This window comes from Nitratireductor sp. CH_MIT9313-5 (genome assembly GCF_037029545.1).
Classification (GTDB): Bacteria; Pseudomonadota; Alphaproteobacteria; order Rhizobiales; family Rhizobiaceae; genus Chelativorans.
Genome location: NZ_JAYMER010000014.1, coordinates 484602 through 507439 on the forward strand (window position 1 = coordinate 484602; position 22838 = coordinate 507439).

Annotated in this window: 17 protein-coding genes and 1 tRNA gene; 6 read left to right on the top strand and 12 right to left on the bottom strand. The window is 58.7% G+C overall.

Translation table 11 applies throughout. The features are described 5' to 3' along the window. Nucleotides 1–49: 49 nt before the first annotated feature. The 4 genes from sufD to WA367_RS09950 form a co-directional block, all read right to left on the bottom strand. The gene (sufD, locus tag WA367_RS09935; RefSeq protein ID WP_336056595.1) at nucleotides 50–1315 is read right to left on the bottom strand and encodes a Fe-S cluster assembly protein SufD; all 1266 of its coding nucleotides are present in this window, start codon (nucleotides 1313–1315) and stop codon (nucleotides 50–52) included. Between the two features lie 8 nt (nucleotides 1316–1323). Beyond that, nucleotides 1324–2079, bottom strand: a complete 756-nt coding sequence (gene sufC / locus WA367_RS09940; RefSeq protein WP_036480227.1) for a Fe-S cluster assembly ATPase SufC — start codon at nucleotides 2077–2079, stop codon at nucleotides 1324–1326. A 29-nt stretch (nucleotides 2080–2108) separates the two neighbouring features. Further along, nucleotides 2109–3638, bottom strand: coding sequence for a Fe-S cluster assembly protein SufB (gene sufB / locus WA367_RS09945; protein ID WP_336056596.1), 1530 nt, complete (start codon nucleotides 3636–3638; stop codon nucleotides 2109–2111). Between the two features lie 156 nt (nucleotides 3639–3794). Continuing rightward, nucleotides 3795–4958, bottom strand: coding sequence for a cysteine desulfurase family protein (locus tag WA367_RS09950; RefSeq protein ID WP_336057100.1), 1164 nt, complete (start codon nucleotides 4956–4958; stop codon nucleotides 3795–3797). 222 nt (nucleotides 4959–5180) lie between these two features. On the opposite strand from WA367_RS09950, the gene WA367_RS09955 reads away from it, so the two are divergent. After that, nucleotides 5181–5855, top strand: coding sequence for an alpha/beta hydrolase (locus tag WA367_RS09955; protein ID WP_336056597.1), 675 nt, complete (start codon nucleotides 5181–5183; stop codon nucleotides 5853–5855). A 217-nt stretch (nucleotides 5856–6072) separates the two neighbouring features. Then, nucleotides 6073–7326 carry a tyrosine--tRNA ligase gene (gene tyrS, locus WA367_RS09960; RefSeq protein WP_336056598.1) on the top strand — a complete coding sequence of 418 codons (1254 nt, stop codon included), beginning with the start codon at nucleotides 6073–6075 and terminating at the stop codon, nucleotides 7324–7326. Nucleotides 7327–7339: 13 nt separating this feature from the next. Here the strand turns inward: tyrS and WA367_RS09965 are convergent, their stop codons facing one another. After that, on the bottom strand, nucleotides 7340–10705 hold the full coding sequence (locus WA367_RS09965) for a YhdP family protein (protein WP_336056599.1): 3366 nt from the start codon (nucleotides 10703–10705) through the stop codon (nucleotides 7340–7342). A gap of 149 nt (nucleotides 10706–10854) precedes the next feature. Between WA367_RS09965 and bcp the strand changes: the two genes are divergently transcribed. Next, nucleotides 10855–11334: a thioredoxin-dependent thiol peroxidase gene (gene bcp, locus WA367_RS09970; RefSeq protein WP_336056600.1), complete on the top strand. Its 480-nt coding sequence runs from the start codon at nucleotides 10855–10857 to the stop codon at nucleotides 11332–11334. Between the two features lie 87 nt (nucleotides 11335–11421). Then, on the top strand, nucleotides 11422–12702 hold the full coding sequence (locus WA367_RS09975; RefSeq protein WP_336056601.1) for a M23 family metallopeptidase: 1281 nt from the start codon (nucleotides 11422–11424) through the stop codon (nucleotides 12700–12702). Between the two features lie 3 nt (nucleotides 12703–12705). Here WA367_RS09975 and WA367_RS09980 read toward each other — a convergent pair whose 3' ends face one another. From WA367_RS09980 to WA367_RS09990, 3 genes are all read right to left on the bottom strand, one after another. Then, nucleotides 12706–13392: an MOSC domain-containing protein gene (locus WA367_RS09980; RefSeq protein WP_336056602.1), complete on the bottom strand. Its 687-nt coding sequence runs from the start codon at nucleotides 13390–13392 to the stop codon at nucleotides 12706–12708. A 143-nt stretch (nucleotides 13393–13535) separates the two neighbouring features. Further along, nucleotides 13536–14963 carry a trigger factor gene (tig, locus tag WA367_RS09985; protein WP_336056603.1) on the bottom strand — a complete coding sequence of 476 codons (1428 nt, stop codon included), beginning with the start codon at nucleotides 14961–14963 and terminating at the stop codon, nucleotides 13536–13538. 89 nt (nucleotides 14964–15052) lie between these two features. After that, nucleotides 15053–15137 (bottom strand) — tRNA-Leu (locus WA367_RS09990). A 335-nt stretch (nucleotides 15138–15472) separates the two neighbouring features. Between WA367_RS09990 and WA367_RS09995 the strand changes: the two genes are divergently transcribed. Together WA367_RS09995 and trmFO are read left to right on the top strand one after the other, a co-directional pair. Further along, nucleotides 15473–15613, top strand: a complete 141-nt coding sequence (locus WA367_RS09995) for a DUF1127 domain-containing protein (RefSeq protein ID WP_336056604.1) — start codon at nucleotides 15473–15475, stop codon at nucleotides 15611–15613. 206 nt (nucleotides 15614–15819) lie between these two features. Then, nucleotides 15820–17241, top strand: a complete 1422-nt coding sequence (gene trmFO, locus WA367_RS10000) for a methylenetetrahydrofolate--tRNA-(uracil(54)-C(5))-methyltransferase (FADH(2)-oxidizing) TrmFO (protein WP_336056605.1) — start codon at nucleotides 15820–15822, stop codon at nucleotides 17239–17241. A 1-nt stretch (nucleotide 17242) separates the two neighbouring features. Here the strand turns inward: trmFO and WA367_RS10005 are convergent, their stop codons facing one another. The 4 genes from WA367_RS10005 to secDF form a co-directional block, all read right to left on the bottom strand. After that, nucleotides 17243–18985, bottom strand: coding sequence for a DUF4153 domain-containing protein (locus WA367_RS10005; RefSeq protein ID WP_336056606.1), 1743 nt, complete (start codon nucleotides 18983–18985; stop codon nucleotides 17243–17245). A 65-nt stretch (nucleotides 18986–19050) separates the two neighbouring features. Next, complete coding sequence (locus WA367_RS10010; RefSeq protein WP_336056607.1) at nucleotides 19051–19893, bottom strand: phytoene/squalene synthase family protein; 843 nt, start codon at nucleotides 19891–19893, stop codon at nucleotides 19051–19053. A 1-nt stretch (nucleotide 19894) separates the two neighbouring features. Beyond that, nucleotides 19895–20284: an Mth938-like domain-containing protein gene (locus WA367_RS10015; protein ID WP_336056608.1), complete on the bottom strand. Its 390-nt coding sequence runs from the start codon at nucleotides 20282–20284 to the stop codon at nucleotides 19895–19897. Beyond that, entirely contained in the window at nucleotides 20281–22833 is a 2553-nt protein-coding gene (gene secDF, locus WA367_RS10020; protein WP_336056609.1) for a protein translocase subunit SecDF, read from the bottom strand. Before secDF ends, WA367_RS10015 begins: the two co-directional genes overlap by 4 nt. Nucleotides 22834–22838 lie beyond the last annotated feature (5 nt).

The following is a 22838-nucleotide window of genomic DNA, read 5'->3' on the forward strand; positions in this document are numbered from 1 at the left end:
TGTCAGTTTGGCAGATGAGGGCAGCGTTTCCCCTGCCCTCGATCCATGATTAGCCGTGCTCGACGAACCAGGCGTCGAGCTTTGCTTCGAGCGCCTCGATCAGAGCCTCGTCTTCCAGTTCTTCGATCACTTCGGCCAGGAACGCCTTTACCAAAAGGCCACGTGCTGTCTTCTCGTCGATACCGCGCGCCATGAGATAGAAGAGATGGTTCTCGTCGATCTCGGCTACTGTGGCACCATGGCCGCAGGCCACGTCATCGGCGAAGATTTCAAGCTCGGGCTTGGCCGAGAAGCTGCCTTCATCCGACAGAAGAAGCGTGTTGCAGGCCATCTTGGCGTCCGTTTTCTGGGCTTCGCGATCTACACGGATCTGCCCCTGGAAAACGCCCTCGGCCCTGCCGGTCACCACATTGCGGATAGTCTCGGTCGATTCCGTACCCGGCGCGATGTGATCAAGCACCATGGTCACATCTGTATGCGTCTCGCCCGACAGCAGGTTCACGCCACGCAGACGAAAGTCGCTGCCCTCGCCTTTCGCGGCGATACGCAGTTCCTGACGAACAAGCTTGCCACCCGCATTCATGATGAAAACGGTGGCTTTCGCATTGCTGCCGATCGTCACGTTGAGCTGACCGAGATTGCTCACGGTCTCAGGCTGCTCCTGAACGATGATCCAGGTGATCTCGGCACCATCGGCGACGTCAAGATGCGCGATGCTTGAGACGAGCGCTTCACCACTACCGGTCTGGCGTTCGACGATCGTCGCCTTGGCACCTGCGCCGGCCTTCACCACGAAACGCGCATGGGCCTGACCACCGGCCTGCAGGTTCTGCAGCTCGATGGGACGCGCGACCTCGCACCCGGCTTCGATGTCGATGATATAGCCATCGGAAACAAGTGCTGAATTGATCGCCGAAACCGTGTCGTCGTCGCCGGTGGTGCCAAGAAGCTCGGCAAGACTTCCGTCCGAGAGCTTCTCCGCAACCGTTGATACCGAAACCTGCTCCAGAGCAATGTCGCGATTAGCGAAACCATTCGCGACGACCAGAACGTCCGAGCCCTCCAGGAGCGGCTCAATCGTTTCGACACTGGCTGACGGGTCGAAGGACGGAACCTGCGACAGAAGACGACGAAGATCCGTATAGTGCCACGCTTCCACCTTGCGGGTGGGCAGGCCGCGCTTGAGGAGTTCGACCGCATTGTCGCGTTTCAGCGTCACGCTGCCGTCACCCGGCAGGTCGGCCGCACGCGCACCATAGGAAGCGATCAGCGCTTCCTCGGCAGGCGTATGCTTTACGGGTGTTTGAATGTTCATATCAAACCTCAGGCTGCTGCGCCGATGATGCCGGCATAGCCGTTCTTTTCCAGTTCCTGCGCGAGATCCTTCTCACCCGACTTGATAACCTGGCCCTTGTAGAGCACGTGCACGCTGTCCGGCACGATATAGTCGAGCAGGCGCTGATAGTGGGTGATGACCACGACCGCACGATCCGGCGAACGCAGCGCGTTCACCCCATCCGCGACGATCTTGAGCGCATCGATGTCGAGGCCGGAGTCGGTCTCGTCGAGAACGCAAAGCTTCGGCTCCAGAAGCTTCATCTGCAGGATTTCCGCGCGCTTCTTTTCACCACCGGAGAACCCGACATTGAGCGGGCGCTTGAGCATGGACATGTCCATTTCCAGCTCGCCGGCAGCTTCACGGACCTTCTTCAGAAGATCGGGGATCTTCAGTTCCGGCTCGCCACGCGCCTTGCGCTGCGAGTTGATCGCAACCTTCAGGAACTCCATCGTGGCGACACCCGGTATCTCCATCGGATACTGGAAGGCCAAAAACAGGCCGGCCGCCGCACGCTCTGCCGGATCCATTTCGAGAATGGATTCGCCATTGTAGAGGATATCGCCCTCGGTCACTTCGTAGTCATCACGACCTGCAAGGATATAGGACAAGGTCGACTTACCGGAGCCGTTGGGGCCCATGATGGCAGCCACTTCACCAGCCTTCACCGTCAGGTTCAGGCCCTTGATGATTTCCGTACCGTCTTCGGCAATACGGGCGTGCAGGTTCTTGATCTCAAGCATCTTTTTCTTTCCCAAACTTTTTCCGGCTATCAGCCGACTGAACCTTCAAGCGAAATGCCGATGAGCTTTTGCGCCTCGACAGCGAACTCCATCGGCAGTTCCTGGATGACGTCTTTCACGAAGCCGTTGACGATGAGTGCGATGGCCTCCTCTTCGGGGATACCGCGCTGCATCACGTAGAAGAGCTGGTCCTCGGAGATCTTCGAGGTCGTCGCCTCATGTTCGAACTGAGCCGTGGCGTTCTTTGCTTCGATGTAAGGCACCGTATGTGCGCCGCAGTCATTGCCAATCAGCAGACTGTCGCACTGGGTGAAGTTACGCGCATTGGTCGCCTTGCGATGCGCCGAAACCTGACCGCGATAGGTATTGTTGGAATGGCCGGCCGAAATACCCTTCGAAATGATGCGGCTGGACGTGTTCTTGCCCAGATGAATCATCTTGGTGCCAGAGTCGATCTGCTGGTGACCATTGGACACCGCGATCGAATAAAATTCTCCACGGCTGTTGTCGCCGCGCAGGATGCAGGACGGGTACTTCCAGGTGATGGCAGAACCGGTCTCAACCTGCGTCCAGGATATCTTGGAGTTCTTGCCGCGGCAGTCACCACGCTTGGTGACGAAGTTGTAGATGCCGCCCTTGCCGTCCTTGTCGCCCGGATACCAGTTCTGAACGGTGGAGTATTTGATCTCCGCGTCGTCGAGAGCGATCAGCTCAACCACGGCAGCGTGAAGCTGGTTCTCGTCACGCTGGGGCGCCGTGCAGCCTTCCAGGTAGGACACATACGAGCCTTCATCAGCGATGATGAGCGTGCGCTCGAACTGGCCGGTGTTCTTCTCGTTAATGCGGAAATAGGTGGACAATTCCATGGGGCAGCGAACGCCCTTGGGAACATAGACGAAGGAGCCATCGGTAAAGACGGCGGAATTCAGCGTCGCGTAGAAATTATCCGACACCGGAACGACGGAGCCGAGATATTTCTGCACAAGTTCCGGATGCTCGCGCACGGCTTCCGAAATCGAACAGAAGATCACGCCTGCCTTCGCGAGCTCCTTCTTGAAGGTCGTGACCACGGATACCGAATCGAAGACCGCATCTACGGCCACACGGCCGGAAGAATAGACGTTGTCGCTCTCTTCACCTTCAGCGTCCGCCGGGCTCGGCTCGCCAGGCTTGCGCACGCCTGCAAGGATCTCCTGCTCTTTCAGCGGGATACCAAGCTTTTCATAGGTGCGCAGCAACTCGGGGTCGACTTCGTCCAGCGAGGACGGTCCGGGCGTGTTTTTGGGTGCTGCATAATAATGCAGGTCCTGGAAATCGATCGGCGGGTAGTCAACGCGTGCCCATTCGGGCTCCTGCATGGTCTTCCAACGCTCAAAGGCCTTCAGGCGCCAGTTCAACATCCATTCCGGCTCGTCCTTTTTGGCCGAGATGAAGCGGATGATATCCTCATTCAGACCCTTCGGCGCGAGATCGCTTTCGATCTCCGTCTCAAATCCGTATTTGTACTGGTCAACATCGATCATCTTTACCTGATCGATTGTCTCCTGCACTGCAGGCATCGGCGTTCTCCATTCAAGCCGGCCATATTGCCGGCACTCTCACATTTCGGGAGCATCTGGCTCCTATTTAATGGCTCGAACGGGCCTTTTCACCCGTTCATGAAGAAAATATGTCTCTTTTTCTCCAGTTTTCTTGACACAGCTTTGAGCGTTCGCTCAAGCAGCGTTTTCCTTGGCATTGCGACGCCGGGCAAACCGCTCGAGCGCAGCGATGAATCCATCCACATCTTCGCGTCTCGTGGCGACACCCAGCGAGACACGTATGGCCCCGGCCTGCGCATCAGCGCCCATAGCTTTCAGCACGTGACTTTGCCCCACCTTTCCGGACGAGCATGCCGAGCCCGCCGATACCGCAAAACCTTCCAAATCAAAGGCGATCTGCGCGGTTTCGGCTTTCACGCCCGGGATGGTGAAGAAACTAGTATTGGGCAGGCGGTCACTACCGGATCCATGTATCTGGACGCCAGGAAAGAGATGAATGACAGCTTGCTCGATTTCGTCGCGCAGCGAAGCCACCTCACTCATCTGCTCGGTCTCGGCCAGCGCAGCCTCGGCAGCCGCACCAAAGCCAGCGATGGCAGCCACATTCTCGGTACCGGCACGATGCCCCTTTTCCTGGCCGCCGCCACGAACCAGTGGACGCGGCATCATCAGGTCGCTGGCGCCCACAATGGCGCCTGCCCCTTGAGGGCCGCCAATCTTGTGCGACGACAATATGAGGAAATCGGCACAACCCATTGCATCCGCGAGCGGAACGCGACCCGCGGCCTGCACCGCATCAAGAACAAGTGTCGCGCCATGCTTGCGTGCGGTCTGAGAAAGTTCTTCCAACGGCTGCAGGACGCCGGTTTCGTTGTTTGCAAGATGCACCGCGACAAGCGGAAGCCCCTCGTCACGGTCATGATCGCTCAGTGCGGCTTCGAATGCGTGAAGGTCGATCAGACCATTGGCATCGACCGGCAGCTCGTGAATGCATTCAGCAGGAAACCTGCCGCCGCTTAGGAGACAAGGATGATCGGTCGCACAGACATAGAGCCTCGAAAACCGAAGCGGTGCGCGCCCCATTATCCAGTCAGACGTCAGCAAGGTCGTGGCAGCTTCGGTTGCACCGGAAGTGAAGAAGACATGCTCGGGCCTGGCATCGCATAGTGCAGCCACCTGCTGGCGTGCACCTTCGACAATACGCCGCGCCTTGCGTCCCTCCCCATGTACCGAAGACGCGTTTCCGCCTGCACGAAGCGCACCCGTCACGGCTTCCAGCGCCACCTCGCGCAGCGGCGCGCTGGCATTGTGGTCGAGATATATGCGCTTGTCCGACATCATCTTCCAGTTGGGGCCGGACAGAATCACGCTGCCGCGGCGTTATTTCCTTGAATTTGCAGGGCCAGCCGTCCTATTTACGCGGCTATCGCGCAGCACCGCTGCCAGTTTTGAATAATTCTAAACTAGCTTCTATGGAGGCACACGCGCCGCGTCAAGGGCTGAGCGACACTTGCACAGGGTAAGCTTCAGTCTCTCGGGCGTATCGCTAACGGAGACACGATGCCAGAGGTCATTTTTGCCGGACCAGCCGGTCGCCTTGAGGGCCGCTACCAGCCATCGAAGGAAAAGAACGCGCCGATCGCGCTGATTCTCCATCCTCACCCGCAGTTCGGCGGGACGATGAACAACAAGATCGTCTACGACCTGTTTTACATGTTCCAGCAGCGCGGCTTTACCACGCTTCGCTTCAATTTCCGAGGCATTGGTCGAAGCCAGGGCGCTTTCGACCACGGAACGGGCGAGCTTTCCGACGCCGCAGCCGCACTCGACTGGGTGCAATCCCTTCATCCCGATTCGAAGAGCTGCTGGGTCGCAGGCTATTCGTTCGGTGCATGGATCGGCATGCAGCTGCTTATGCGTCGCCCTGAGATCGAAGGCTTCATGTCGATCTCGCCGCAGCCCAATATTTATGACTTCTCCTTCCTCGCCCCCTGCCCCTCATCCGGGCTGATCATCCATGGCGAGGCTGACAAGGTGGCACCTCCTGCCGATGTCCAGACGCTCGTGGACAAGCTGCAGTCGCAGAAGGGTATTACCATCACCCAGAAGACGATGCCCGGCGCCAACCACTTCTATACGGACAAGATCGACACGCTCATCGAGGAGTGTGCCGATTATCTGGATCGCCGTTTGAACGGTGAACTGGCCGAGGCGCGTCCGAAGCGACTGAAATAGACATTCAGTGGAATCAGAACTTCAAGCGCTTCCGATCAGGCTTCAACACCCGATCGGAAGCGTTTCTTTTTGTAGCCGGTTATCTTCGCAACTGACTCAAGGTGAAGCGCAAAGCCCTTGGCGATTACTCGCAGGCCGTCTTGCTTGTCTCTGCCAAGGAACTGGTGTTAAACGCCGCAATCCTCCATCCAACCACCCCATTGGGACCCGATAGACGATGTCCGAGTTCAAGTCCGACTTCCTGCGCACGCTCTCAGAGCGCGGCTTCATCCACCAGACCTCTGATGACCAGGGCCTGGACGAGCTGTTTTCCAAGGAGACGGTAACGGCATATATCGGCTTCGATCCGACGGCGCCCAGCCTGCATGTGGGCGGTCTCATGCAGATCATGATGCTGCATTGGCTGCAGAAGACAGGTCATCGTCCCGTCGCACTGATGGGAGGCGGAACTGGCATGATCGGCGACCCCTCCTTCAAGGACGAGGCCCGCAAACTGCTGACACCCGAAACCATTGAAGAGAACATCAATGGTATCAAGAAGGTCTTCTCCAACTACCTCACCTTCGGCGAAGGCAAGACCGACGCAGTCATGGTCAACAATGCCGATTGGCTTCTCGGCCTGAACTATGTGGAGTTCCTGCGCGATGTCGGCCGCCACTTCTCGGTCAACCGTATGCTCTCCTTCGATTCGGTGAAGCTGCGCCTTGATCGCGAGCAGTCGCTGTCCTTCCTCGAATTCAACTACATGATCCTGCAGGCCTACGACTTCGTGGAACTGAACAAGCGCCTGGGTGTGCGCCTGCAGATGGGCGGCTCGGACCAGTGGGGCAACATCGTCAACGGTATCGATCTTGGCCACCGCATGGGCACGCCCCAGCTCTATGCCATCACCTCGCCTCTTCTGACCACCGCCTCCGGAGCAAAGATGGGCAAGAGCGTGGACGGCGCTGTCTGGCTCAACCCGGAATTGCTTGGCGCCTATGAGTTCTGGCAGTTCTGGCGTAACACGGAAGATGCCGATGTCGGTCGCTTCCTGAAGCTCTACACGACGCTTCCCCTGGACGAGATTGCCAAGCTGGAAGCGCTTGAAGGAGCCGAGATCAACGAGGCGAAGAAGGTGCTGGCGACCGAAGTCACTGCCATGCTCCATGGTCGCGAAGCGGCAGAAAAAGCTGCAGAGACCGCGCGCAAGACCTTTGAGGAAGGCGCACATGCAGCAGAGCTTCCTTCGATCTATGTCTCTCGTAAGGAACTTGACGAGGGTGTTGGTGTACTCGCGCTTTTCGTCAAGGCGGGCCTTGCCGCCTCAAATGGCGAAGCGCGTCGGCACGTTAAGGGCGGCGCCCTGAAGGTGAACGACATCCAGGTCAATGACGACCGCGCCATCGTTTCCGACAGTGCGTTGAACGCCGATGGCGTGATCAAGCTCTCGGTTGGTCGCAAGAAGCACGTCCTGGTCAAGCCGCGCTGAGCGGCTTCACCTGTCACCGATACTCGAATATCTGCCGGAAAATCCCCGGCGCGATGGCCGAAATCGGGTTGATGAACAATTCGGGATCACTTGCCTTGCCACTGAGCTTGTAGGTGATCCCGATCAGTCCCCTGTCCCGGCCATTGCCAAGGATTTGCCCGATCACGGGCAACTCGCCGAAGATGCGGTTCAGACCGTAAAGCGGCATGAAGGTGCCGGTGATCTCGATCATGTCCGCCTTCTCGTTATAGGCACCCTGGAACGTTGAGCCGATAAGGCTTCCGCGCAGAACACCTTCCGCAACATCCAGTCGGCTGCCATTGATGGCAACCTGAGCTGAACCGAGATCAAAGCTCATGCGCGAGCTGTCGACATCTGCCTTTTCTGCACCATCAGTGGCGGCGACAAGCGACTCCATCCGCGGCTCGTTCACGATCCAGAAATTCTCGACATTCACCTGCCCGGCAAGCGCATTCAGGGACTGCCCCGACAGCGTTACGGCAAGCTGGCCACCCTGCATGTTTCCGTAAAGATCAAGAAAGCGCGCCAATGCACCGGCATTGCCCGAGGCAACATTGATCTGATGCTGCTTCTGCTCGGCGGTTTTCGTGATGTGGAACGCGCCACCACCGGCATGGCGGGCGCGAACCGATCCGGTCGCAATCCCCCCAGCCGAGACACGATATTGCGCATCAAGGGCGCTCACCGCCTCTCCCTTGAACCCGTGAACCAGATCTAGCTTTGCATCAATGGCGACACGTTTTCCGGACGATTCACCCCCTTCCATGCCCGAAACCTTGGAGGGCGCGATAAGCTTCTTCACAAGTGCCCGCGCATCCATGGACTTGCCGCGCACCGTAACGCGGTAGCCTGCGCCTTCTTTCGCGATACTCGCCCGGAAATCGTCCTGCCGCGTCAAACGCACATTTGAGAAATCAGCCCCAACCAGTGCGCCTCCGGCAATGCGAACATTTCCCGTTATCCCGAAGCTTTCACCCTTCAGGCGGAAATCGGAAAGCGTGGTTCGGCCATCCTTCTCAGTCATGGAAAAAGTGGCAGTGGCAGGAATGCCCGCTCCCTTTGCCCACCCGACCCAGGGCAGTTGCAACCGCGCTGCAGTGAGATCCACCGTGAGATTGCGGATATTCTTCGCTGGCTCCTCTACGTCGATCGATATCGGCCCGGAAACGAGCTGCGACAGCCCTGGAAGATGTTCCTGGCGTGCTGCATCATCCATCTTCAGCTTGATATCGCGACGCCGCGTAAGCTCGGCCTGCTGTAACGGCTCAAGAATACTGATGACGGCCGGCATTCCGTTGAGAAGGGCTTCGGCTTCTATCTCTGCCCTATCCGGCTCGATTGTAAGCGTGCCCTTCGCGTTCTTGATATCCTGCCCCTGAAAGGGTTCGGCAAAATCAAGATCATCGAAATCGAATGACACATGCCACGGAAGGTCATCGCGCTCGATACCGTCCTGCAGCGGTATTCGCGCCTGAACATGGCCACGCACAAGTCCACTCAGATCTTCTGGCTCCAGGTCGTGGAAACGCGATGCATCTATTGGCTTGTAGGATGCGAGTTCGAGTATGGCTGCAGCTTCACCCTCGACCTTGATGTCCAGGTCGCCGATGCGCGGCGTGAGATGGGCAGCACGGATGGTCAGCGCTCCCTCGGCTACCTGTACCGAACGCCCGCTGCCCGTATAGATCACACCCCGTGAAAGGGCCACGTCGACATCGGTCCCCGCAAAGGAAACCGTCCCCGTCCCTTCGCGAACCGCCGGAATATCGCCGGCAATGTCGAAACGCGCGCCCTCAAGCTCAAACTGTCCTGAGACTTCCTCGGCCGCCAAGGGAACTCCGTTGCCAAGTCTGCCGGGTGGAACTTCCAGCGAGATGCGGCCGGACTTCATCAGCCCGCCAAAGACGTTATCAAGTGTCCAGCGCCGTGCTCCTGGAGCGGAAAACCACGGCCACAACTGCTTCACATGGGCAGTGGCCATCTCCCGCACATCAAGCTCGAACCTGATACCCGGCGAGCGGTCGCGCTCGATATCAATGAGGGAACGTGCGGAGAGCTCTCCACTGGATGTACGGATATTGATTGCTTCAGCATGAATTGCGGTCTCGGCCACATCGAAGGAGCCGACCAGCCGCGCGCCGAATGGCAGGGCCGCCTCGGGAGAATCAAGAGGTGCCAGTCTGGAATCGCGTGAGACCAGGTCATAGGCATAGTGCGTGCTGCCTTCAGCCTTCGGACCGAAAGTGCCAAGCAGGCGCACTTCCGAGCGCCCCATATCGAGGTCAAGCGCGGCAAGCGTGAAGCGTTCTGCAGCCCCCGAGAAACCCGTCCTGAAACGCAGCTGCTCCACAAGAACCGCATCGTCATCGAAGCGCAACGCAATATCGTTCACCTGCGCATCCAGCAGCAATTCGCCCCCAGACCCGTCTCGGCCCTCATGACCGCTTAGGACGAAACTATAGGCGCCGACGCTCTGCAGCCCCGCCTTGTTGGCTGGAGCGGCAAGCTCCGGTGCAGCCGAGGCTACCTGAAGCTCCAAGTCGTCGATCCCATCGTCTTCACCGCTGCGCCTTGCGCTGCCTTCATAGGCCGCCATGCGATCGCGCCAACGTGCTTCGCCGGAAAACTCGATCTCGTCAGCACTGGCGCGATACAGATCAAGATGCTCGATTGTCAGGTCCGAGAGCCCGCTATCTGAATTCAGACGCAGCCCCACATTGCGCAGCACCAATTGCCGAAGATCGGAATCATCGGTAATTGAAAAGGCGCGCTGGACTGCCCCGAAAACCGCACGCTCCACCTCCTGGGGCGAAAGCGCGCCTTTCGGTGCGCCCATGCCCTTTTGTCCAAGCTGGGGAAGGAAAAACGGCGCAAGCTCTGCATCGACCAGCGTCACCGCACCGAGCTTCAACTCGCCGGAAAGCATCGGTACAGCCTTAAGCCCGATGCGCAGCATCTCCGCGCGCGCCAGTTGCTCGCCAGTATCTGCGAGATTGATGCGCATATCGCTGATTTCAAGCGCAAATAGGCTGCGGCGCCCCAGACCCAGATGAACCCGGCCCAGTTCCACATCGACATCGGTCCCCGCGAGGCGACTCAACGCCTGTTCAGCCTGTGCGCGAAGGCGCGCATTGCCGATGGAATCTACGCCGACAAGCCAGACCGCACCGACAAGGAGCAACAAAAGAGCCATCAGGCCGATGACCGGTATCACAAACCAGTTGCGCAGGCGCCGCCGCCCCTTGAGACAAGCCGGCCGGTCGCCATTGGCCGCCTCCACGGAAGGATATGCCCCGTATCGAGGCAGGTCTCTCCGCCCGAAGCGGATTTTCTCGTGATTGCCCTGATCTGGTGTCAACGCCGCACCGGCAGCCTTTACGAATTGAGTTGCCGCTCGCGATGGACGAATCCGGCTGAGCCATTATATCTGTGCAGCCTTGCGTGGGAGCCACTGCCTGTGGTTTTCCCTCGATTTCATTGCGCGCAACAGCTTGTGAGGTAGAAACGATGGCCGGTCCAGACATTGGCAGCCCTGCTCCTGATTTTGAATTGACGGCAGATGGCGGCGATATTGTGAAGCTGTCGGACTTTCGCGGCAAACCGGTCGTGCTCTATTTCTATCCCAAGGACGACACCAGCGGCTGCACCGCACAGGCAATTGCTTTCACCGAACGGCTTTCCGAATTCGAGGCTCTTGGCGCTGTGGTGCTTGGCATGTCACCCGACAGCCAGCAGAAGCATGCAAAGTTCAAGGCCAAGCATGACCTCAAGATCACACTTCTTTCCGACCCCGAAAAGGAAGTGCTCGAAACTTACGGCGTATGGGTCGAAAAGAGCATGTATGGCCGCAAATATATGGGTGTGGAACGCTCTACCTTCCTGCTCGACGAAGAGGGCAAGGTGGCCCATGCCTGGCGCAAGGTGAAAGTTCCCGGCCACGCAGATGCCGTGCTCGAACGTCTCCGGGAAATGACTGCTGGCGAATAATCGTTATTTGCGGCATGGACCCAATCCTTTGTTAACCCTAACAGGGTGTAATCGGGACCGTTAATAACCCAAGGGTGAAGCGGTCTCGTGAATACTCAGCCGACAGTTTTTGGCAAACGCAAAGAGCCCCACACCGTCATAATTGCGCGGGGCGACAAGATCCGCCATTTCACGATTCGCCCCTGGGTCGCCGCCATGGGCGGCACGGCGCTGGCATTGATCGCAGGCGGATATCTTGTCGCGACGGCCTACCTGGTTGTGCGCGATGATCTGATGGGAGCCGCCATGGCCCGTCAGGCGCGCATGCAGCAGGCCTATGAAGACCGGATATCAGCGCTTCGTGCCCAGGTAGACCGCATCACCAGTCGCCAATTGCTCGACCAGCAGCTCATGGAGCGAAAGGTCTCCAAGCTCATCGAACGCCAGGAACAGCTGACCCGGCGGCATGGCCGGCTGGAGCCGATATTGGAGCGCGGCATTACAAAGAGCGAAAAACAGAGCTCGGTGCCCCTGCCTTCGCCGCGTCCGCAAAAGGATGCTTCACTGCAACTGCGTGGCACCACCGTGGACATCACCATCCACACCGCAACAGCCTATGCACCGCCGGCTGTTGCAACAGCCACACCAATGACATGGCCCCTGCGCGACACCGCCAGCGATACGGATGCAGATCAGGCCGACAGATTGTTCGTCGCGATCAACCGCTCCCTGCGCGACATCGAAACGGAACAGATTGCGCGGGTGGAAACGCTGGCGGAAGAGGCCTACCAGACAGCGGAAGAAATCGCGCAGGCGCTGGCCGAAGCTGGCGTAAGCCCTGCTGAGAATTTCGGCATGGAAGCCGTTGGTGGCCCCCTGCTTGCAGCAGGCAATGCCGCACCGTTCGAAGAAAGGGTTCGAGAACTCGACGAAGCGCTGAACACTCTGGAGAGGCTGAAAGGAATCGCGCGCAAGGTGCCAATCGCCAATCCCCTGCCCGGCGCGCGCGTGACGAGCACCTTTGGACCACGGCGCGACCCGCTGCTGGGCCGCCGCGCCCATCACTCCGGCATGGATTTCAGCGGCAGGACCGGGACGCCGATCAAGGCGGCAGGCGCGGGAAAGGTAATCCGTGCAGGCTGGAATGGCGGCTATGGACGCATGGTGGAGATCGACCACGGCAATGGCCTCACAACGCGCTACGCCCATATGAGCCGCATATCGGTAAAGGTGGGTGAACATGTCGAACCGGGCAGCGTAATCGGCAAGGTCGGCAGCAGTGGCCGCTCCACCGGCCCGCATCTACATTACGAAGTGCGCAAATCCGGCAAAGCCATCAATCCTTTGCGCTTTATCAAGGCCGGCCGCAACGTCGCGCGACTACTCTAGGAATCAGCCGCTCCCTTGCAGGCGCGGCGACCAGTCTTCGACCTTGCGCTGCTCCAGCCTGCGACGGGCAAGTTTTCGCCAGCTCTCAGCCAGGCATGTGAGCTCGGCGAGCTCTTCCAGAGCCTCATAGTTCAGCATGTCCACGTAGAGCAAAGTCGTCACACGCGCCAGTGACCACTTTGGATATGGACGCTCCGACAGTTCCAGCGCATCGCCTGTGGCAACTATACCGGTCTCAAGCACACGGAAATACCAGCCGGTACGTCCCGTCTCCTGAACACGCCTGGCAAGGCTCGGTTCGTTGAAACGGGCATTCAGCTTCCAGCATGGCTGCCGCCCTTGTGAGAACTCCACCAGCGCTGTGCCCAGACGAAAGCGGTCTCCAAGGCAAATATCGGCCTCATCGATATCGTCGACGGAGAGGTTTTCACCAAACGAACCCGGGCGAAGTTCAGCAGCCAGACCAGGAAACTCCTCCACCCAGGAAGCATAATGGCGGGCCGGATACAGATGTATCGCCTTCTCAGGCCCGCCATGCACCTTCTTGTCCCCCTGATGATCGCCTGCCAGCCCCTCACGACCAACGGCAACAGGGCCCGAGACCGGCCTTTTGAAGATGCCCGTGGGAGCGGAGCGCGGGCCGAGCGCCCGAAGCTCACCGCAAAAGACATTCTCAATCTGCCACTTCATCCAACCAGCTCCTGCAAGTTAGGAGATATCTGCTCCGATCTGGAGCAAGAGCACGAGAACCAGCAGCCCAGAGCCTCTGTGCCAAAGAAAAAGCCCCCGCAGCGAAAGCTGCGAGGGCTTGGGTCAGTCAGGAAGCGCAAGATTTACTCTGCGTCGTCGGCCTTGGCAGCCTTCTTCTTCGGAGCAGCCTTCTTCTTGGCTTTGGCCTTCGGCTTTTCAGCCTCTGCCTCGTCCTCGTCGTCTGCCATCAGCTCTTCGCGTGAGACCTTCTTGTCGGTCACGTCGGCCTTGGCCAGCAGCGCGTCAACGACCTTCTCCTCGAACAGCGGTGCGCGGATATTGGCCAGCGCCTGCGGGTTCTGACGATAGAAGTCGTAGATTTCCTGCTGCTGATGACGCGGATAGCGCTGGATCGATTCGATCAGCGAACGCTGCATCTCGTCTTCGGAAACCTGCACGCCTTGCTCTTCGCCAATCTGTGCGAGCACGAGGCCGAGACGCACGCGGCGCTCTGCAAGGCGCTGATACTCTTCGCGCGCCTCTTCCTCGGTCGTGTCTTCGTCCTCGAAGGTGCGGCCGGCATTCTCCAGATCGCGGGTCACCTGATTCCAGATATTCTGGAATTCGGCTTCCACCAGCTTCTCTGGCGCCTCGAACTTGTACTGCTCGTCTAGAGCATCGAGAAGCTGACGCTTCGCCTTCTGGCGGGTCATCTGACCAAACTGGTTCTCCAGCTGGCCGCGAACGATCTCGCGCAGCTTGTCAGCGGATTCAAGCCCCAGCTTCTTGGCGAGTTCGTCGTCGATGACGAGTTCCTCGGCAGCTGCGACCTTCTTCACCTTGATGTCGAACTCGGCATCCTTGCCTGCAAGATGAGCAGCGGCATATTCGTCCGGGAACTTGACCTTGATGGTCTTCTCGTCGCCAGCCTTCAGCCCAACCAGCTGCTCCTCGAAGCCGGGGATGAACTGGTTGTGGCCGATGACAACATCGGAATCTTCGGCAGCACCGCCGTCGAAAGCCTCGCCGTCGATCTTGCCGAGATAGTCGATGGTGACCTTGTCGCCATCTTCAGCCTTGCCGTCCTTGTCCTCATAGGTGCGGACGGAATCTGCGATGCGCTTGACCTGCTCGTCGACTTCCTCATCGGAAACGTCATAGACGGGACGTTCGATCTTGATGCCGGAGAAGTCCTTGATCTCGATGGCTGGAATGACTTCATAAGCCATGGAGAATTCGAAATCCGCCTGACCGGCGAGCACCTTTTCGGCTTCCTTCTCGTCCTCGGTCATGTTGATTTCGGGCTGCATGGCCGGCTTCTCGCCGCGCTCTTCAAGAATCGAGCGAGAAGAATCGGACAGGATCTCGTTGACCACTTCTGCCATGAAGGACTTGCCGTACATGCGGCGCAGATGGCTGAGCGGAACCTTGCCCGGACGGAAGCCTTTCAGCCGCACCTTGTCCTTGGCGTCCTCGAGCCGCGCCACAAGACGCGATTCCAGGTCCTGGGCCGGCACGGTGACCTTGATCTCGCGCTTAAGACCTGAATTGAGAGTCTCGGTTACCTGCATTCATCAAACCTTTGCGTTTACTCACTGGCCGTGCCAACGGCGCCTTGCGGTCAGCCTGCCGAATTCCGTGTTTCGGGGATGGCTCTGTCTGGTGCGGGTGGAGGGACTTGAACCCCCACGGCTTGCGCCACCAGAACCTAAATCTGGCGTGTCTACCAGTTCCACCACACCCGCTACCGACAGCCTTCGCTCCCGAAAGCGCGCGCCTCTATATCACCTGACCTTGTGTGTTCAAAGGGAAATTGGCTCCAACCAAGGATTTTTGGGCAGGAAATGGCGTCATGACGCCGTGCACCCGCACATCACCCTTATCCACGCACCGGTTTCAGCAATCTGTCCTTAACCCGTGTGGCGGACCGCGGGCGCATTTGTGACAGTTTGATGTTGCGTTGCACAATCTGCATCGCTGCTATGCAACATTGGCACTTTTGCGCATGGCTCATTGGGCCTAAATGTCCATCGCAACGGGTGATCAACACCCCACACGAATTCTGAAGCGAGCAAGACAGATGAACATCATTCGCAACTACCGCAACTGGCGCCGTTACCGTCAGACCGTCAATGAGCTGAACCGCCTTTCCAGCCGTGAGCTCAACGACCTTGGAATTTCCCGCGGCGACATCCCGTTTGTCGCACGCAAGTCCCTCTAAGGACTGACACAGAGATTTCGTCAGAATTACCTCCTCCCAATTCTGACGAATGCGGCCAGCTCTCTCCTCCTCCCGATTGCTGGTCGACCAAAACGACACCCGCCGGACCTCCTCCCCCGGCGGGTGTTGTTTTTTTTAAGCCTTCCTCAGGCTTGGCTTGCAGCTTGTGAATTGCATTGCCCCGCAGTTTTGCCTATCTCCCCAGCATGACAAACAGCTCCTCCCATAAGCCCGTTCACGTAATCGGTGGTGGCCTCGCAGGCTCCGAAGCTGCGTGGCAGATCGCACAGGCTGGCGTGCCTGTAGTCCTTCATGAAATGCGCCCGCTCCGCGGGACCGATGCGCACAAGACGGAGGGGTTAGCTGAACTTGTCTGCTCCAACTCCTTCCGCTCCGATGATGCCAAGGCCAATGCCGTTGGCGTCCTGCATGCGGAAATGCGCATGGCGAATTCGATCATCATGGCAAGCGGCGATGCGAACCAGGTGCCTGCAGGTGGTGCACTTGCAGTTGACCGTGACGGTTTCTCCGATGCGGTCACGAAAGCCTTGCACGACCATCCCCTCATCGAGATCGTGCGCGAGGAAGTGACCGATCTTCCGCCGGAAGAGTGGGATCAGGCCATCATAGCAACCGGCCCGCTGACAGCTCCCTCGCTCGCCGAAGCGATCGGCAAGCATACGGATGAAGAGGCTCTGGCATTTTTCGATGCGATCGCGCCCATCGTCCATTTCGATTCGATCGACATGGACACCTGCTGGTTCCAGTCGCGCTATGACAAGGTCGGTCCCGGCGGTACGGGCAAGGACTACATCAACTGCCCCATGAACAGGGAGCAGTATGAGCGTTTCATTCAGGCGCTTCTTGACGGCGAGAAGACCCAGTTCAAGGAGTGGGAAGGTACCCCCTATTTCGACGGGTGCCTGCCTATCGAAGTCATGGCCGAACGCGGACCGGAGACGCTTCGTCACGGCCCCATGAAACCCATGGGTCTCACCAACGCTCACAAGCCTGATGAAAAGCCCTATGCCGTGGTGCAGCTGCGTCAGGACAATGCGCTCGGCACGCTTTACAACATGGTCGGTTTCCAGACGAAGCTGAAATATGGCGCGCAGGTGGAGATTTTCCGTACCATTCCCGGTCTGGAGAATGCCGAATTTGCGCGCTTGGGCGGGCTGCATCGCAACACCTATATCAATTCGCCTGCGCTGCTTGACAGCACGCTTCAGCTGAAAGGCCGCGAGGGATTGCGCTTCGCCGGTCAGATCACCGGCTGCGAAGGCTATGTCGAAAGCGCGGCCATGGGATTGCTTGCCGGACGTTTCGCTGCTGCCGCGCGCAAGGGTGAAGCACTCACCCCGCCACCGGCAACAACAGCATTCGGAGCATTGCTGAACCACATCACCGGCGGGCATATCCTGTCAGATGATGAACCCGGCAAGCGTTCATTCCAGCCGATGAATGTCAATTTTGGCTTGTTCCCCCCGGTCGAAATCATCAAGCCGGAAGGAAAGCGCCTGCGCGGCAAGGAAAAGAGCCTTGCACGTAAACACGCACTTAGTGCGCGAGCACTGGCTGATGCGCGCGACTGGCTTGGCTTACCGCAACCGGCAGCAGCGGCAGAATAACTTATTCCCATTCCTGGCTGCGCAGGAACACGAGGGCCTGAAGCTCCTGGACCTGCCCGCCTGCTGATGCAAACGCGTAAAGCGGAACCAGCATCAAAACGCGCTTCCCCTCGATTTCCCTGAGCAGCAGAAATCGATCGGTTTTGTCCTGAAGCTCGGCAAGTTCACGCGCGGCCACCGGGAAGCGTGTGACCTTGCCATTTTCAGTGATGGTCAGTTCCTCGCCGGTCAGCATCATTGCCAGCAGTCGGTTATCGTCGATCTCCACGCTGAGAGGGATGTTTCTGCTCAGCGATATGTTTTGCAGCGCAATGTCGAAGTCATCCTGGGCCGATTTGTGCAGGGCCACCGCAAACGGTCCGCTCAAACTCGGCAAGATCACCAGATCATTGTCTGCAAAACGCTCCTCCGGATCGAGACCGTAGGCACGGGCCATGTCTTCAAACGAGGTCGGAATCGGTTCACCTTCCGCCGAATCGGGCGCAACGCGCTTTAATGCACCTTCGCGTGAAAGGTACCGAAGTGCTGCTAGCGCTTGAGATTGCCTTTCAGCTGTACCGGGATCACTTGCAATAGCCGCTTTGAAACGGTGCGCCTGGCTCTCGACTGACACGTTGCGCGCACCCTGTGGACCGAAACTGCCGATGAGAAGCGCAAAAACAGGCAAGGCGAAGATCGGGCGTATGTCACCACGCATTGATGGAACAAGCCGCACAGCCAGGATCAAGGCGCTCACGCTCCCGAACAGCATCACCATATATCGGTCCGGGGTGAATCCGAAAGCGCCGACTCGCTGCCAGAGAGCCAGTGCCAGGAGGATGAGAGGCACCACCATGAAAGTTGGCCAGTAGCGCAAGACCAAACGTGTCGGCGCCCGTACGAGCCCCAGAAACGGATGGATAACGAGGAGCGCTCCAAACAGGCAGAAGCCGTAAGTGATGACCAGCCAGCCGACCTGACCGCGGGGCAGTTCTGCAGTAAATGCGATCTTGATCGCGTAGATGTGGAGAATGACGGCGTACAGTATTAACAGCGGTGCGGCCACATAGTCGCCCAAGGCTCTCATCCCGCGATCCATGGCCCCGGCCTGTCCAAGACCAGGCTCCACATCGAAGCGATCAGGCAACTGACCCAAACCGAACACAGGAGAAGCCAGAAGCGCTGTGAAAGCCCACACATAACCATAGATGCGGTCGTCGACCTCGAACCCGAAGAGAAAGCCCAGAGTCGCGAGCGTTGCAGATATGCCCCCTGCAAAAAGTATCAGCGCGAGGCCGGAAAGCACGGCAGCGAAGCCGACCCGCAAGCTGAACATCCAGAACTGGCTGCTGTTTCCCTGGCAAATAAACGGCGCGAGAAGAACCACGCCAATTATTCCCAAGCTTAACGACCATTCCTGAACCCACATACCCTCTGGGTCCAGCATCAAGAACGCTATCGCGGTCCCAGCCAACAAGCCCGCCAGATGTCCAGAGTGGGAGGAAAGACCTCGACCTTCGACAAAAAGCTTGGCAGCAAGTGCGGTGACCGCCGCCACGGTCAAGGCGGGCACGTAATCCTCCGCCTGAGCCAGAGGAAATGCGATGTCAGCGCCGGAAATTTCGACGAATGCACTGAACGTCGAAACACAAAGGAAAAAAATCGGCGCAGGAAAGCGTATCAACGCAGCCGAAACACCCTGCGCCATCTCACGCAGTGCGGATTTCCAACCGCTGTTCACTGTGTTTTCGGCCCAAATCGTCATGAAATAAATTCCGCTATAAATGAAAGCGGAAAGTGCTAGCGCGCAGGACCGGCGAAATTACGGCGCTACCAACCGCCCATTGCGTGACGCAGCAGGTGGAAGTGACGCAACCACAAGGGCACCTGAACAGGCTCTTGAAACGCCCGGGCGCCGAGCCGTTCGGCGCGGTCGAATACTGCAGCTACGCTTGACAGCGGCAAGAACGCCGGGCGCAGGTTCTGAGGGACTGAGCCGCCATCACGGCAGAAGGTGGAAAGGTGCTGGCGACCCAACGCGATCAACGCGGCCAATACACGTTCCGCAGCTTGTGCCTGTGCGGGTTCATGCAATGCAACATCGCTGGCTCCTACCGCGCTCAATATGTCGGCAGGAATGAAGCTTTGGCCATGTCGTGATGTCAGCGGCAGCCTCCTGATGATCTCGCCTACCCCTTGCGCGCAACCAGCATGTCCGGCCAGATGGGCATGTTCCTGCGCGCTGGATGGCTCAAGGCAAATCGCCGCCAACTGAATGAGCGCGGAGCGCGTTTCCCCCAGATAGCCTTCCAGATCATTGCGAGTGGGTATCGCGTCGTCATAGAGATCGGTGACACGGGCATCCAGCATGTTGAGGAAAGGCTGGCGAGGGAGCTCATGCCGCCGGATCGTCTCAAGCAGAGCTTGCGCAAGAGGGTTTCCACCTCCGCCATCTGTCTTTTCATCGGCAATGACATCACGCCACCACTGCAAGCGGATCTCGCCCGGCATGGGCTCGCTCACCTTGTCACGCACTGAGGCGATCTCCGCATTGAAGGCGTAGAGGGCGTAGAGCGCCGGACGCTTGTGCTCCGGCGCATAGAGCGTGCTGAGATAGCGCCCCGGATCTACCGTCCGCACCAGCTCCATCGCATGGCGGATATGGTCGTCCATCTCAATCCACCGCAATCAGCGCGGCGGCGACCGCCCGCTCTTCGGCGAGCAGAACATTATATGTTCTGACGGCCGCACCCGTCGCCATTGTCTCAACGGCGATTGCCTGCTCACGAAGCACATCACGCAGGCTCTGCGGAAGGCGCAACAGGTCCCGGCCCATTCCCACCAGGAGGATGTCGATCTCGCCGGCTTCGGCAAGAACAGCCTCGAAGTCGCTTAGCGCAAGCTTTTTGGCGTCCGTGGCCTTCCAGCCATGGATGCCGGAGGGCAGGCACAAAAGCGAGCCGCGATGGCTCATATCGGCGAAGCGGAAGCCGCCATTGCCATAGGCTTCGATTGGCGCCTTTCCGGGGAAATGCGCCTCTCGCATTTCTATGCCGCCACTCATCCCTTGACCGCGACCTCATCGCCATTGCCTTCGGCATCCTGCGCTGCCGCACCCGAAGGACGCAGGCGGAACAGGATGAGAAGCGGACCAGCGACGAAGATCGAGGAATAGGTGCCGATCAACACGCCGAAGATCATGGCAGCCGTAAAGGAGCGGATCACCTCGCCGCCAAAGGCATAGAGCGCGACCAGCGCCAACAGCGTCGTCACCGAGGTCATGATCGTGCGCGACAGCGTCTGGTTCATCGACAGATCCAGAAGCTGCGGCATCGGCATCTTCTTGAAGCGGCGCAGATTCTCGCGGATGCGGTCATAGACCACCACGGTATCGTTCAGCGAGTAACCGACAATTGTCAGGATCGCGGCGATACTCGACAGGTTGAACTCGATCCCCGTGATCACGAAGAAACCGATCGTCATGACCACGTCATGTGTGGTGGCAAGGATTGCACCCACCGCGAACTGCCACTCGAACCGCAGCCAGATATAGATCAGGATCGCAAAGAGCGAGACGAGAACCGCGATGGTACCCGCACGGGCAAGCTCGCCTGATACGGTCGGACCAACCACTTCGACGCGTCGGAAGTCGTAATCCGCCTCCAATTCATCACGAACCTTGGTGATGACGGTCTGTTCCGCCTGTTCACCGCCACCTTGCGCCTGAACGCGGATCAGAACATCCTTCGGATTACCGAATTCCTGAACCTGCACCTCACCGAGATTGAGCTCGGAGAGACGCGACCGAATATCAGAAATGTCGGCGACATCCTGCTTGGCCTGTACCTCAATGGCCGAACCGCCCTTGAAGTCGATGCCATAGTTCATGTTCAGCGTCATGAAGAGCGCGAGCGCGGCTATGGAAGCGATGGCCGACAGGGTGAAGGTCATGCGGCGCAGCCACATGAAGCCGATGGAAGTTGCACCGGGAAGAAGGTTCAATGGCGCCCGGGGCAGCTCCTTCGGACGCTGACGCTTCACCCACTGCGCAACAAGCCAGCGCGTAAGCGTGTAGGCCGAGAACACCGTGGTGACGATACCAATGGCCAGTGTCACGGCAAAGCCACGCACGGGGCCGGTACCCAGATAAAACAGAATGATTGCCGCGATCAGCGTGGTGACGTTGGCATCAACGATGGTGCCAAGCGCTTTCGAGAAGCCTGAATCAACCGCCTGAATGAGAGAACGCCCATTGGCGCGCTCCTCACGAATACGCTCGAAGACAAGGACATTCGAATCCACCGCCATGCCCATGGTCAGCACGATACCGGCAATGCCCGGCAAGGTAAGTGTCGCACCCAGTCCCGAAAGCAGGGCGATGATCAGCGCAATATTGGCGCCGAGAGCCACCACCGCGAAGACACCGAACGTCCCGTAAGCAATGATCATGAAGGCCACGACCAGAACGGCACCGATCATGGCCGCGATCTTGCCGGCATTGATCGAGTCCTGACCGAGGCCGGGTCCGACCGTGCGTTCCTCTATGACGGTCAGTGTAGCCGGCAGAGCACCTGCGCGAAGCAGAACGGCAAGATCATTTGCCCCCTGCACACTGAAATTGCCCGAAATCTGACCGCTGCCGCCAAGGATGGGTTCGCGGATCTGAGGCGCGGAGATCACCTGTCCGTCGAGAATGATTGCGAACAGGCGGCCTACATTTTCCTGCGTTGCCTGACCGAAGCGTGTTGCCCCCTTCGTGTCGAAGCGGAAGGAAACGACTGGCTCATTGGTGCGCTGATCGAAACTCGCCTGCGCATCAACAAGGTTCTCGCCTGAGACAATGATGCGATCTTCGATGATGTAGGGAACGGGCGGATCGTCCGTCGAATACATCACGCTGGTACCGACTGGCGGACGCCCTTCAATGGCTTCCTGAGCCGGCATGGACTGATCCACCATCTGGAAGGTCAGCTTTGCCGTCTGGCCGAGTATTTCCTTCAGTCGTTCAGGATCCTGAAGACCCGGCACCTGCACGAGAATGCGGTCGTCGCCCTGACGCTGGATAACCGGCTCCGTGGTGCCAAGTTCGTTGACGCGACGGCTGACGACCTCAATGGACTGCGAAAGCGCGGAGTTGAGGCGATACTCGATACCCTGCTCGGTCAGGGAGAAGCGAAGGATACCCTGCTCCGGCTCCGACAGCGAGAACTCGGAGACGGCACCCGAACCGAAGACACCGGTCGCGACCGGCTGCGTCAGTTCCGACAGGGCTTCCTTGGCAGCATCAAGCTGGGAGGAATCGCGTACGCGCACCTGCACGGCCTGACCGTTGATGGCGAGACCCGTATAGCCGATCCGCTCCTCACGCAGGGAGCGGCGCACATCGTCACGGGCCGAAACAAGCCGCTCCTCGGTCAGTTCATCGCGATCAAGCGAAAGCAGGATATGCGAACCGCCCTGGAGATCGAGGCCAAGGGTCATGGGCTGCTTTGGCGCCCAGGTCGGCATTGCGGAGAACCAGGACTGAGGCAGGATATTCGGCGCGGCATAAGCTATGCCCAGCGCAACCGCCAGCCATATGAGTACCGTTTGCCAGCGTGGAAAATATAACATGCTGC